13 protein-coding genes and 1 riboswitch are annotated in these 12,217 nt (G+C 72.1%); of the genes, 6 read left to right on the forward strand and 7 right to left on the reverse strand.

Features of this window, described 5'->3' with window-relative positions:
• Positions 1 to 53 precede the first annotated feature (53 nt).
• The 3 genes from ACTU3I_RS03520 to ACTU3I_RS03530 are packed head-to-tail and all read right to left on the reverse strand — an operon-like array spanning position 54 to position 2,808.
• Positions 54 to 1,070 (reverse strand): ABC transporter permease, encoded by a 1,017-nt coding sequence (locus tag ACTU3I_RS03520; protein WP_442924239.1) that lies wholly within the window; start codon positions 1,068 to 1,070, stop codon positions 54 to 56.
• Positions 1,067 to 1,822, reverse strand: a complete 756-nt coding sequence (locus tag ACTU3I_RS03525; protein WP_442924240.1) for an ATP-binding cassette domain-containing protein — start codon at positions 1,820 to 1,822, stop codon at positions 1,067 to 1,069. The genes ACTU3I_RS03520 and ACTU3I_RS03525 overlap by 4 nt, the downstream gene beginning before the upstream one ends.
• Positions 1,822 to 2,808 (reverse strand): sugar ABC transporter substrate-binding protein, encoded by a 987-nt coding sequence (locus tag ACTU3I_RS03530; RefSeq protein WP_442924241.1) that lies wholly within the window; start codon positions 2,806 to 2,808, stop codon positions 1,822 to 1,824. The genes ACTU3I_RS03525 and ACTU3I_RS03530 overlap by 1 nt, the downstream gene beginning before the upstream one ends.
• Before the next feature lie 193 nt (positions 2,809 to 3,001).
• Here ACTU3I_RS03530 and ACTU3I_RS03535 point away from each other — a divergent pair, with 193 nt between their 5' ends.
• Positions 3,002 to 3,916 (forward strand): DnaJ domain-containing protein, encoded by a 915-nt coding sequence (locus ACTU3I_RS03535; RefSeq protein ID WP_442924242.1) that lies wholly within the window; start codon positions 3,002 to 3,004, stop codon positions 3,914 to 3,916.
• 112 nt (positions 3,917 to 4,028) lie between these two features.
• On the opposite strand, the gene ACTU3I_RS03540 is transcribed toward ACTU3I_RS03535, so the two are convergent.
• The gene (locus ACTU3I_RS03540; RefSeq protein ID WP_442924243.1) at positions 4,029 to 5,510 is read right to left on the reverse strand and encodes a D-alanyl-D-alanine carboxypeptidase family protein; all 1,482 of its coding nucleotides are present in this window, start codon (positions 5,508 to 5,510) and stop codon (positions 4,029 to 4,031) included.
• Between the two features lie 36 nt (positions 5,511 to 5,546).
• A riboswitch (TPP riboswitch) is annotated at positions 5,547 to 5,656 on the forward strand.
• Between ACTU3I_RS03540 and ACTU3I_RS03545 the strand changes: the two genes are divergently transcribed.
• The 3 genes from ACTU3I_RS03545 (at position 5,649) to ACTU3I_RS03555 (ending at position 8,500) form a co-directional block, all read left to right on the forward strand.
• Positions 5,649 to 6,278: an ECF transporter S component gene (locus tag ACTU3I_RS03545; protein ID WP_442925302.1), complete on the forward strand. Its 630-nt coding sequence runs from the start codon at positions 5,649 to 5,651 to the stop codon at positions 6,276 to 6,278. (Overlaps the previous riboswitch by 8 nt.)
• A 69-nt stretch (positions 6,279 to 6,347) precedes the next feature.
• Positions 6,348 to 7,715: an ABC transporter ATP-binding protein gene (locus ACTU3I_RS03550; RefSeq protein WP_442925303.1), complete on the forward strand. Its 1,368-nt coding sequence runs from the start codon at positions 6,348 to 6,350 to the stop codon at positions 7,713 to 7,715.
• On the forward strand, positions 7,712 to 8,500 hold the full coding sequence (locus ACTU3I_RS03555) for an energy-coupling factor transporter transmembrane component T family protein (protein WP_442924244.1): 789 nt from the start codon (positions 7,712 to 7,714) through the stop codon (positions 8,498 to 8,500). Before ACTU3I_RS03550 ends, ACTU3I_RS03555 begins: the two co-directional genes overlap by 4 nt.
• Before the next feature lie 132 nt (positions 8,501 to 8,632).
• Here the strand turns inward: ACTU3I_RS03555 and ACTU3I_RS03560 are convergent, their stop codons facing one another.
• Entirely contained in the window at positions 8,633 to 9,460 is an 828-nt protein-coding gene (locus ACTU3I_RS03560; protein WP_442924245.1) for a LuxR C-terminal-related transcriptional regulator, read from the reverse strand.
• Positions 9,461 to 9,553: 93 nt separating this feature from the next.
• On the opposite strand from ACTU3I_RS03560, the gene hxlB reads away from it, so the two are divergent.
• On the forward strand, positions 9,554 to 10,147 hold the full coding sequence (gene hxlB / locus ACTU3I_RS03565; RefSeq protein WP_442924246.1) for a 6-phospho-3-hexuloisomerase: 594 nt from the start codon (positions 9,554 to 9,556) through the stop codon (positions 10,145 to 10,147).
• Between the two features lie 64 nt (positions 10,148 to 10,211).
• Entirely contained in the window at positions 10,212 to 10,835 is a 624-nt protein-coding gene (gene hxlA / locus ACTU3I_RS03570) for a 3-hexulose-6-phosphate synthase (protein WP_442924247.1), read from the forward strand.
• A 72-nt stretch (positions 10,836 to 10,907) separates the two neighbouring features.
• Here hxlA and ACTU3I_RS03575 read toward each other — a convergent pair whose 3' ends face one another.
• Together ACTU3I_RS03575 and ACTU3I_RS03580 are read right to left on the reverse strand one after the other, a co-directional pair.
• Entirely contained in the window at positions 10,908 to 11,678 is a 771-nt protein-coding gene (locus ACTU3I_RS03575) for a phosphotransferase (RefSeq protein ID WP_442924248.1), read from the reverse strand.
• Positions 11,675 to 12,163 carry a GNAT family N-acetyltransferase gene (locus tag ACTU3I_RS03580; RefSeq protein WP_442924249.1) on the reverse strand — a complete coding sequence of 163 codons (489 nt, stop codon included), beginning with the start codon at positions 12,161 to 12,163 and terminating at the stop codon, positions 11,675 to 11,677. Before ACTU3I_RS03580 ends, ACTU3I_RS03575 begins: the two co-directional genes overlap by 4 nt.
• Positions 12,164 to 12,217 lie beyond the last annotated feature (54 nt).

Consider the following 12,217-nt stretch of genomic DNA (forward strand, 5'->3'; position numbering starts at 1 on the left):
CGGGAGAAGACCCTGCCGCGCGACCCCATGGGCGCGCGGCAGGGTCTTCGTCGTCAGCGCCGGCGATAGAGACGCTGGCGTCGCAGGTAGTCGAACGCGACAGCCGCGATCAGGATCGCGCCGGTGATGAGGCTCGTGTTCGCCGGCGGGACGTGCGTGAGCACGAGGGCGTTGTTGATCAGCGACAGCAGCACCGCGCCGATCGCCACGCCCTGGATGCTTCCGAGACCGCCGGCGAGGCTCACGCCGCCGATGAGCACGGCGGTGATGACCGTGAGCGTCGACGTGGCGCCGCCTGCGGCGACCTGGCCCGAGCCCACGCGGGAGGCGTACAGGATGCCCGCGAACCCGGCCGTGAGCGCCGCGATCATGTAGATCGACAGATCGAGCCGTTTGACGGGGAGGCCGTTGCCGATCGCCGCCCCCCGGTTGCCGCCGAGGGCGCGGATGTTCACGCCGAAGGCGGTGTGCTCCAGCACGAACCAGGTCGCCACGCCGATGATCACGGCGCAGACGATCGTCATCGGGATCCCCGCGAGCTTGGACTGCGCCAGCAGCTCGAACTCGTAGGGCAGCGGCAGGACGTCCAGGCCCCGCGTGATCTGGGTGGTGAGCCCGACCAGCATGAAGAACGTCCCCAGTGTCGCGATGATGGGCGGCACGTGCCAGTAGGTGATGACGACGTAGTTGAACAGGCCCACCACAGCGCACCCGGCAAGCCCCAGCACGATCGCGATGATCGGGTTCACGCCGGCCGTGAGGAGCATCGCCGTCAGCAGGCCGCCCAGCGTGAAGACGGTGCCGACGGAGAAGTCCAGCCCGCCGCCGATCACCAGGAGCGCGCTGCCGCAGGCGATCACGAAGTAGATGACGCTGCCCTCGAGGATCTGCAGGATGTTGCTGCCCGTCAGGAACTGGGGCGAACCGATCGAGGCGAGCGTGCCGATGAGAAGGATGACCAGCAGCAGCGTCACCTCCTGCCGGGCCAGCGCCCCGCGCACCCAGGAGCGGCGCTCGGCGTCGCCCTCCGAGCGCGCGGAGGCGCGCGGGGCGGTCTCGACGGCGCTCATGCGGCCTCCTCGATGTCGGCGCGACCGATCGCGCCGGTGATCATCCCGACGACCTCGGAGCGCGAGGTCTCACTGACCAGACGGGTACCGACGGTTCGTCCGAGCCGCAGCACCGTGATGCGGTCGGCGTGACGGAACACGAAGTCGAGGTCGTGGCTGATGCACACGATCGCCTCGCCGCTCCTCTTCAGCTCGTCGATGATCTCGCCGACGTGGGCGGTCTCCTGCACACCCAGGGCCGCGGTCGGCTCATCCAGCAGCACCAGCGGGCGCTTCTGGCGCACCGCGCGCGCGATCGCGATGATCTGCCGCTGGCCTCCCGAGAGCAGTCCCACCGGCGTGGTCACGTCGGTGACCCGCACCTTGAGGCTGCGCAGCACCTCCGACGCGTCCCGCCGCATCCGCTTGCGATCGAGGACGCCGAAGCGCCGCGGGAGCTGGCCGAGCGAGAGGTTGGTGGCGATGTCGAGACACTCCACGAGCGCGAGATCCTGGTACACCACCGCGATGCCCTGGTCGCCGAGACCGCCCGCCCCGGGGCGGGAGACCGGCTCGCCCTGGAGTCGGATCTCACCGCCGTCGAGAGTGTGGATGCCCGTGATGATCTTCACCGCCGTGGACTTGCCCGCCCCGTTGTCGCCGACGATCGCGTGGACCTCCCCGGCGTACGCCGCGAACGACACGTCCGACAGGGCCACGACGGAGCCGAACGACTTGGTCAGGCCGGAGACCTCGAGGACGGGCTCCGCCATCAGCCCCATCCCTTGTCGAGGTACTCGTCGAGGTCGTCCTGCGTGGCGATGACGGCCTTCACGGGAATGAGCGGGACATCCGCACCCGTGGCCGCTTCGACCAGACCGCCCACGGTGCGTGCTCCCAGGTCGCACGTGTCCTGCAGGAACAGCCCGATCGCGGCGCCGTCGCGGATGGCCTCCGGGCCGCCGTTGGCGTTGTTGATGGCGACGAGCTTCACCTTGTCCTGCAGTCCGAGCGACTCGATCGCGGCCACGCCGCCGGCGGTCATGATGCCGGTGTTGGACGCCACGATGTCGATGTCGGGATTGGCCGTGAGAAGCGCCGTGACCTGCGGCAGCGCCTGCGATGCGTCGGCGCCGACGTAGACGGTGTCGCTGATGGTGACGTTGTCGGTCTTCTCGGCGGCAGCGGTCACGCCGTCGATCCACGACTTGCCGACGCCGGTCGGGGCCTCGGCGACGAGCCCGACCACGTGGTCGCCCGGCACCGCGGAGATCGCCTCGACGTACTGCTCGCCGATGAGCGACCAGTCCGCGCCGGCGTTCACGGTCGCGCCGCTCTCGGGCTTGCCGTCGCCGTAGAGGGTCGCGGTGAGCACGCCGGCCTCCTGTGCCTGCTGCAGCACCGGGCCGAAGGCGTCGGATGCGGGGAAGGTGATGATCGCGTCGGTGCCGGCGGCGACGGCGTCCTGCACGAGCTGGATCATGACTGTCGGGTCGCCCGGCGACGACGCCGGCGGTCCCGCCTCGGTGAACTCGATGCCGTTGGCCTCGGCTTCTTCCTGAATGCACTTCGAGATCTCCTGCCACACGGGGGCGGCAGGCAGCGGGTTGACGAAGGTCAGCGTCTCGACCTCTTTGGCCTCGCCGCCGCTCGTGGCGGCGGGCTGATCGCGGGCGGGCGCCGAACAACCGGCGACGACCACGGCGAGTGCGGCAGCGCTGACGGCGATGGTGACCGCCCTGCGGGTGCTGTGAAACATCGTTGTTCCCCCTTGGAACCTCGGTAGCCGACGGAGCTGTCGACGGGATCATTCAAGATCGGATGAGGCCTTCCCCCGCCCCGACAACTGGCGGGCAGTCGCGGCGACGCGCGGCCAATTGGCGACGCGGCATCCGCACCGCCCAGAGCGAACGCGCCGCCGCCGCGCCCTGCGCACCGATTACCCTGAATCCGTGTTCGATAGCCCGGTGTCCGCGTCGGCGTACGAGGTGCTGGGAGTCGCCGCCGACGCGGATGACGAGGTCCTCCGCCGCGCGTACCGCCTCCGCCTCCGCCAAGCCCACCCCGACACCGGCGGTGACGCCGCGGTGTTCGTGCAGGTGCAGCAAGCGTGGGAGCTGGTGGGCACGCCGGAGGCCCGCGCGTCGTACGACCGCGGCCGCGGCGCATCCGCACCCGAGTGGGCGGGTCCGCGCGCGGCGTCTCCGCGTGCCGACACCCGGCCGCGCGCCCGCACCTACGGGCAGCCCGGCGGGTGGCGTCGGGAGCGGTACCTGACCCTCGTGCGCGAGTGGGCAGGGCGCGGCGTCGACCTTCCCGACCCGTACGATCCCGCCCTCGTGCGCCGCGCCCCGCACGAGCTGCGGCGGCTGCTGGCCGATGCGCTCGCCGAGGAGGCCACGGCGCGCGTGGTCGCCGATCTCGGCATGGGGTACACGGTGTGGCACGATGTCGACGCCTCCCGGGACGCCGACGCCGACGAGAAGATCGACCACGTCGTCCTCGGTCCGAGCGGGCTGTATGCGGTCCTGTCCGAGGACTTCGGCGGCCCCGTCGGGTTCCGCCGGGGCGAGATCGTCGGCCCGCACGTCGAGGGTGCCCCGGTGACCCAGCTGGTGAACCGGATGCGGCTGCTCGCCCGCGCGGCGGGCGTGCGGTTCAGCGGTGCGCTCGTCGTGCTCCCCGACGGCGACATCCTCGACGCCATCACGCAGCTCGGCAAGGTGCGCGGCACCCCGGTGGCCGTGGTCTCACGCAGCGCCCTGGGCACCGTCCTGCGGCAGGGCGTCGCCGGGGCGCGCGAGATCGGCGGAACGGAGCTGTTCGATGTGCGCACGCGCTTGCAGCAGCGCGTCCGCCACGTGTAGCAGCGCGTTCACGCTTCGTCTCGCTGTGCTCTCTCACCGTCCGGTGGGAGCGACTCCGGACCCTGAGCGAGGAGCGAAGCGACGAGACGAAGGGCCGCCGCGCAGCGGACGGTCAGCCGTTGAGGCCGAGCACGTCGAGCGGGTGGGTCAGGCGCCACCACGGGCTCGGGCCCTCGAGGTCGTCGGCCAGCTCGAGGTCGACGGATGTGCTGTCGAGTGGCCCGGTGACGGCGAGAGTGCCGACGATGTCGCCCTCCGCCGTGCGGTCGCCGAGATCGAACTCGGATGCGGGCGTCGCCGTTCCGCCGTTCCACAGGATGACCGAGGCATCCGCCGTCGTCACGACCTCGACGCTCTCACCCCAGCGCGTGACGACCTGCCCCGCGACGGTGCCGGCGGTCACGGACGGGCGAAGCTGCAGCTCGCTTTCGAGCTGAGCGAACAGCGCCCGCGTCGCGGCGTCACGCGTCTCGCTGTTGGGCTGGTCGAGCGTGGCCGCGTACAGGCGCACCGTGGTGTCGCCGATCGCGACGTCCTTGGCCGCGAGCAGGTTCGAGCGCGCGAGGGTGCCGGTCTTGATGCCGACGACGCCCGGATCGACCATGAGCGGGTTGGTGTTCGTCACCGTGCCGGCGCCGGGGAGGTCGATCGTCTGCTTGCCGACGATCTCGGCGATCACCGGGCTCGCCATGGCACGGGCGGCGAGGGCGAGGAGAGCGTCGGGCGTGGCCGTGTTCCCCGGGCTGATCCCGGAGGGGTCGACGATGGAGATTCCCGGCAGGCTGTGCGACGAGAGCCACGCCCGTGCGGCCTGCGCGTAGACGGCATCGGAGGGCCACACGTTGCCGACGAGGCGGTCGGCGTAGTTGTTCGCCGATCCGACGAGCATCCCTTCGAGGAGCTGGTACTCGGTGAGCGTGCCCCCCACCGGGACATCGAGCGACGATTCGCCGTCGGCGCGGTACTGCCAGTAGCGCGCGCGGTCGGCGGCGGTGAAGCGATACTCGGGTCCTGTCTGACCGACCTCCAGCGGCTGCGCGTCGAGCACGAGGAGCGCCGTGACGAGCTTCGTGATGCTCGCGATGGGGACGGCATCGGGGGAGGATGCGAGGGAGCCGGTGACCCCCGCCACCGAGACGGCGGCGCTTCCCTCCGCCGGCCACGCGGGCGCGCCGGCGGGTGCGGGGATCGTCTGGACCGTCGCCGCCTCGATCCGGGGCGGGATCGCGTGCAGCGGCCACAGCAGGGTCAGGGCGGCGTAGAGTGCGATCGCGCCGAGGAGCAGGCCGCTCGGGACCAGGACACCTGCCCGCCAGGGGGAGCGGCGCCGCACCCCGGCCAGGAGATCGGCGTCGGGTTCGCGGGGATCCGACGAGACGTCCGCAGCGGGGACCGAGATGCGCGTCTCATCGACCCACGCCAGCGCGACGGGCCCGGCCAGCTCCACCGGGGCGTCTGCCGGATGCTGCACGACGAGCGTGCCGTCGGCATCCGGCGCCGTGTCGGCTGGTGGCGGTTCGCCGGTGACCGCGACCGAGCCGGTCGACTCCGCGCGAACGACGCGCCGGGTCGGGGGCGGGGCGTCGGTGGTCACCGATCTACGGTACCGCCCTGCAGCGCTATACTCAGGCGCGACAACCACGGGAGTCCGGTGAGCCGGGCTGAGAGGAAGCGATCCACGCTTCGACCGTCGAACCTGATCTGGGTCATGCCAGCGCAGGGAGGAGAGATGATGCACACATCCACGTCCACGTCCGCCCCCGTCTCGACCGGGACGCACCGCCTTCGATGGCGCGTGGTCGATATCGTCGTCGCAAGCGTTCTCGGCGTCGCCGCCGGCCTGATCTTCCTGCTGTGGAACATCGGCTACCTCGGCCCCAAGGCGCTTCTGGAGCCGCTGCTCCCCGGCGTCCAGGGGCTCCTCGACGGCCCCTGGCTGTTCGCCGGCGTGCTCGGCGCGCTGATCATCCGCAAGCCCGGTGCCGCCGTCTACACCGAGACGCTGGCCGCCGTCGTCTCCGCCCTGGTGGGGAATCAGTGGGGCGGCTTCCTGACGCTCGAGGCCGGACTCGTGCAGGGGCTCGGTGCGGAGCTGGTCTTCCTGCTCTTCTTCTACCGGCGCTGGAACGTCGGGGTCGCCGTCCTCGCGGGAGTGGGCGCGGCGCTGGCCGGGGGTGTCAACAATCTGGTCCTCTGGTACGCCGGCGCCGACACCGGCTTCACCGTCGTCTACCTGGTCAGCACCGCCCTCTCCGGCGCGGTCCTCGCCGGTCTGCTGTCGTGGCTGCTCGCCCGGGGGCTCGCCGCCACCGGCGCGCTCGACCGCTTCGCCTCCGGGCGAGCGGCGCGCGCGCGCGTCTGACGCGTGCATCCGGCTGCCGTCTCCTCGCGCGGCTGGGGGTGGCGTCATGCCTCGCGGCAGGCCTGGGCGCTGCGCGACGTGTCGCTCGACATCTCCCCCGGCGAGCGGGTGCTCCTCCTCGGCGCATCCGGGTCGGGCAAGTCGACGTTCCTCGCCGGCCTGGCGGGAGTGCTCGGCGGCGAGGAGGAGGGGGAGTCCGTCGGTGAGCTGGTGGTCGACGGCGCCCCCGCCGCCGCCGCGCGCGGGCGCGCCGGTCTGGTGCTGCAGGACCCCGACTCGCAGGTGATCCTGGCGCGCGTCGGCGACGACGTGGCCTTCGGATGCGAGAACCTCGGCGTCCCGCGCGACGAGATCTGGCGTCGCGTCGACGAAGCCCTGGACGCGGTCGGTCTCGAGGTGCCCCGCGAGCGCCCGACCAAGGCGCTCTCGGGCGGCCAGAAGCAGCGACTGGCCCTGGCCGGGGCGCTCGCGATGCGACCGGGCCTGCTGCTGCTGGACGAACCCACCGCGAACCTCGACACCGGCGGGGTCGCCGAGGTGCGCGCGGCCGTGCTCCGAAGCCTCGAGCGCCATCCGGCGACACTCGTCGTCGTCGAGCACCGGGTGGAGGTGTGGCTCCCGGTCATCGATCGCGTGATCGTGCTGGGCGAGGGAGGGGTGATCGCCGACGGCCCGCCCGAGCGGGTGCTGACGGACGAGGGCGAGCGGCTCGCCGCCGCCGGCGTGTGGGTCCCCGGCATCCCCCCGCTGCGGCCGCCGGCTCCGGCGACGGCCCCCGGCGCCGTGCTCCTGCGGGCGGAAGGCCTCGCGGTCGAGCGGGTCCGCGACGCACCCGTCGCCGCGGACATCGACCTGTCGGTGCGGGCGGGCGCGGCGCTGGCGATCACCGGACCGAACGGCGCCGGCAAGTCCACCCTCGGGCTGACTCTCGCCGGGCTCCTCCCGCCGTCCGGCGGCGACCTCCTCGCGACCGGGCCGCTGGCGGGCCCTGCGGGTCCGTCGCCCATCCGCTGGTCCTCGCGCGAGCTCCTGACGCGGATCGGCACGGTCTTCCAGGAGCCCGAGCACCAGTTGCTCACGCGCACCGTGCGCGACGAGCTCGAGGTCGGTCCGCGCGCCCTGGGAGCGGTCGATTCGCTGCGCATCGACGAACTGCTCGAGCGGCTGCGGCTGGACCGGCTCGCCGCTGCCAACCCCTACACGCTCTCGGGCGGCGAGAAGCGGCGTCTCACCGTCGCGGCGGCGCTCGCGACGCGCCCGCGCGTCCTCGTGCTGGACGAACCGACCTTCGGGCAGGACTCACGGACGTGGGCAGAGCTCGTCGCGCTCCTGGCCGACGTCCGCGACGACGGGGTAGCTCTCCTGACGATCACGCACGACGAGGACGTCGTCGCCGCCCTGTGCGCCGAGCGCTTCGTCCTGGGTGCGCCGCTATGACGCTCCTGGACGCGCACGCTCGCACCGGACGGGTCGCGCGCCTCAATCCGCTGTCGAAGCTCGCCGCCAGCGCGCTCATCGCGCTGCCCCTCATCCTCACGCTCGACGCCGTATCCGCCGGTGTGGCGCTCGTGCTGGAGTGTCTGCTTCTCCCCTTCGCGGGGTTGACCTGGCGCGAGTTCTGGATGCGCACGTGGCCGGTGTGGATCGCCGCGCCCCTCACCGCGGTGACGATCGCGCTCTACGGCGAAGAATCCGGTCGGGTGTATGTCGAATGGCTGCTGCTGCGCATCAGCGACGGATCGATAGAGCTCGCCGTGGCGACGCTGCTGCGGGTGCTCGCGATCGCCCTGCCCTCGGTCGTGCTGTTCGTGACGGTCGACCCGACCGACCTCGCCGACGCCCTCGCGCAGATCCTGCGTCTTCCCGCGCGGTTCGTCCTCGGGGCGCTGGCGGGGCTGCGGATGATCGGGCTCTTCCTGGACGACTGGCGTGCGCTCGAGCTCGCGCGACGCGCGCGCGGCGTCGCGGATCGGGGCCGCATCCGCCGCTTCCTCGGGATGGCCTTCGCGCTGCTGGTGCTCTCCATCCGGCGCGGCTCGAAGCTCGCCACCGCGATGGAGGCGCGCGGATTCGGCGCGCCCGGGCGACGGACGTGGGCGCGACAGTCCCGGCTGGGCGCGGGGGACGTCGCGCTCGTGATCGTCGGCGCGCTGATCTCGGCGCTCGCCGTTGCCGCCGCGATTATCACGGGTGCATGGAACTTCATCCTCGGGCCCTCCTGACCCCGTCGCGCAATTACTACGTCCGCCCGCTTCGATCTGGATCGAGGCCGGAGCCGCGTTGACCGTGCTGACGGATGAGCGGCGTCGATGACGACCACACTTTCGAGTAGGCGACCCCACCCGCGTCTACGGTCAGGAACGCGCGAGGGCGGCGAGCTCGGCGCGAGAACCCGCGCCCGACTTGCGCAGCAGGCTCGACACGTGGAACTTCACCGTGTTCTCGCTGATGTTCAGCGTCTCGGCGATGTCTCGATTGCGCCGCCCCGCACACACCAGGCGGAGCACGTCGCGCTCGCGGGGGCTCGCCACGATCGTCTCCGGGAGCCGCTCGACTGTCGGAGGGGGGTCGAGCGGGAGCCGGATGTCCAGCTGCGAGCCCCAGCCGGGCGTCGACGACACGCTCACGTGGCCCATGAGTGCCGACACCTGCTCGGCGACCGGGCGCAGGTCGTCGTCGGAGGCGGTGAGCTCGCCGGGGCCGTCGTCGCGGATGGCGATCAAGAGGTGCAGACCGTCGCAGTCCCATTGCACGCGCACGCGGCTCGTCTCGCCGCGGTTCACGATCGCCAGGACGGTGCTCCGCACGATCGACCGTGCGGCATGCGCGATGTCGCCGGGCAGAGCGCGGCCATTGGCCGGCGGCTCGACGAACTGCACCTCGAGCTCGCTGTAGCGCACGAGTGGGCGCAGGTCGGTGCGCAGGCGCTCGAATGCGCCCACGACCGGTTCCAGCTCGGAGCTGCGCTCGTCGCTTTGGACCCGCAGCGACACCAGCGCGCCGGCGGCGACGTCGATCGCCATCGCGCGGGCCGCGCGATCGTCCAGCTTCGACGAGCGCAGGGTCGCCAGCAGCGACTCGAGCGTGAGCGCGGAGCGGTCGTGTTGCTCGGCCAGCGCGCGCGTGTAGTCGGCCGCCAGGCGGCGCACTGCTGTGCTCGCGGCGGCGTTCTCCGATGTCACCCGCCCACTCTAACCGGACTCATTATTTCGAGTAGGCGCAACCGTTCCGGTGAAGAGGTGTCGCCCTGCGGTCGAGCCGAGAGGCTGGCGCTCATGCCTGCCACCGACACCTCTCACGCCACCATCTCGATCGGCGCCGCCACCTCGCTGGTGGCGAACGAGGTCCTGCGAGCCGCGGAGCGCGCCGCCGTCGCCAGCGGAACGCGGCTGGAGGCCCTGGCCGGCCTGATCGCTCGGTCGGACCGCGTGTTCGTCACGGGCGCCGGCCGCTCGGGCCTCGCACTGCAGATGACCGCCATGCGCCTCATGCACCTCGGCTTGCAGGTGCACGTCGTCGGGGAGACGACCGCGCCGGCGATCCGCGAGAACGACCTCCTTCTCACTGCGAGCGGCTCGGGGACGACCGAGTCGATCGTGCGCACCGCGGCGAAGGCGGCCTCCGTCGGCGCGCGCGTGGGCGCGATCACGACCGCCGCCACCTCGCCGCTCGCCGACATCGCCGACGTGTGTGTGGTCGTTCCGGCCGTGCAGAAGCTCGACCGCAGCGCCGTCGAGTCGGACCAGTACGCGGGCAGTCTCTTCGAGCAGGTCGTCGTGATCCTCGGCGACGGTCTCTTCCACTGGCTGTGGCGCCGACAAGGCCCCAGCGCCGACGAACTCTGGCTGCGCCACGCGAATCTCGAATGATGCGCGCACGCAGCCTCCGCCAGCCTCCGCTGGCATCCCCGCAACAAGAGAGATTGGAACACCCGTGAAGTTGCAATTCGCGATCGACGCGCTCAGCCTCGAAATCGCCCTGGAGCTGGCATCCGCCGCCAGCGAGAGCGTCGACATCCTGGAGCTGGGCACCCCCCTCATCAAGAGCGAAGGGCTCGCCGCCATCACCGCGATGAAGTCGGCGCACCCCGACAAGGTGATCTTCGCCGACCTGAAGACCATGGACGCCGGCGAGCTCGAGGCGGACATCGCGTTCGCCGCCGGCGCGGACCTCGTGACGGTGCTCGGCTGTGCCGACGACAGCACCATCGCCGGTGCGGTCAAGGCCGCGAACAAGCACGGAAAGGGCATCGTCGTCGACCTGATCGGTGTCGAGGACAAGCCGAGCCGGGCGAAGGAGGTCGTCGCGCTGGGCGCTCAGTTCGTCGAGATGCACGCCGGCCTCGACGAGCAGGCCAAGGACGGCTACTCGCTGGAGAGCCTGCTGCGTGACGGCGAGGCCTCGGGCGTGCCGTTCTCGGTGGCGGGCGGGGTCAGCCAGTCCTCCATCGCCGCCGTTCGCGACTCCGGTGCACAGGTCGCCGTCGCCGGCGGTGCCATCTACAACGCCCCGGATGTCTCGTCGGCGGCCGCGGGCTTGCGAGCAGCGATCTCCTGAGCCCTCGCGCGGGTGCCGCGCCGCTGCGGTTCGGCGCCCGCGCCACCGGACGAGCGAACGGACGGGCAGCGATCAGGTGGCGTTCCAGAGCGCGCGATAGAAGGCATCGCGCACGGGATCGGGGTCGATGCCGTAGGCGTCGTACACCGCGCCTTCCCACTGGGCGCCGTAGTTCCATCCGGCGCTCATCGCCGCGACGGCCAGATCCGCCCAGCGGTCGGCGACGCCGAGCGCGCCGAGGTCGACATGCCCCATCCACTCGCCGTCGTCGCCGAGGAGCGTGTTGGGGGAACACGCGTCGCCGTGGCAGACGACGAGCCGATCGATCGGCGGAGCGTTCCGAAGCGCCGCCGGCACGTCGACTCCCCGCCGGGCGGCGTTGGCGACGCGCGCCGGCACGCTCCACTCGAAGGGGCACTCCTCGACGGGGAGCGCGTCGTGGAACGCGCGCAGGCCGCGGCCGATGGCGCGGACGGCGACCGCCGGACCCGCGAGCCACCGCGGATCGACGGCGGAGCGGCCCGGGAGGGCACGGGTCACGAGCCACTCGTGCGTGGCGTCGGCGCCCTGCACGAGCACGACGGGAACCGGTGTACGCCCCGCCGCCCAGCTCAGACGCTCGGCCTCTCCGGCCATCGAGGTCTCCAGGTTGCGGGGGCCGTACTTGAGGTACCGCTCCGAGCCGTCGGCGTCCACGGCGCGAAACGTGAGGCCGCCGATCTCGTTGCGCCACACCGGCTGGAGCACGGCGTCGCCCGCCACGTCGCGTACTCGCGAGGGGACGGACGCGCCGGCGTCGGGCACGGCGGAGCGCTGCCACGCCTCGCGGGCGGCGTCGCTCACGACAGCATCCGCTCGAAGCACAACGACTGCGGCATGGTCGCGACATAGGGCTCGTAGACCGGGATCGGCGTGAAGCCGAGCGAGGTGTACAGCGCGACGGATTCCGGCTGCGGTGCGCCGGTCTGCAGGATCACGCGCGGGGCGCCGGATGCTCGCGCCCGCTCGAGGACCTCCGAGGTCAGCGCGCGCCCGACCCCGCGCCGCCGGCCGGTGGGTGCGACGATGAGCCGCTTGAGTTCCCAATCCTCGCCCAGCCGGCGCACCATGACCTGGCCGAGAGGACGAGCCTCCTCACCGAGCGCCAGCAGCGTCGCGAGAACCTCGTCGGGGTGCACGCGCAGGGCCGCCGTCCGTGCGGCCGTCACCCCGGGCGGCTCGCCGGCGACGAGGGCGCCGTACCTGTGTCCCAGATCGTCGTCGAGCATCGCGCGCAGCGCGACCGCCCGCGCGTCATCGACGGCGACCTCTTCGATGCGCAGTGTCATCCGTCTATCCTGCCTCCGCCGGACGCTGCGGGACTCAGTGTCGACGTGGATGAG

Source organism: Microbacterium sp. RD1, assembly GCF_052220165.1.
Taxonomy (GTDB): Bacteria; Actinomycetota; Actinomycetes; order Actinomycetales; family Microbacteriaceae; genus Microbacterium.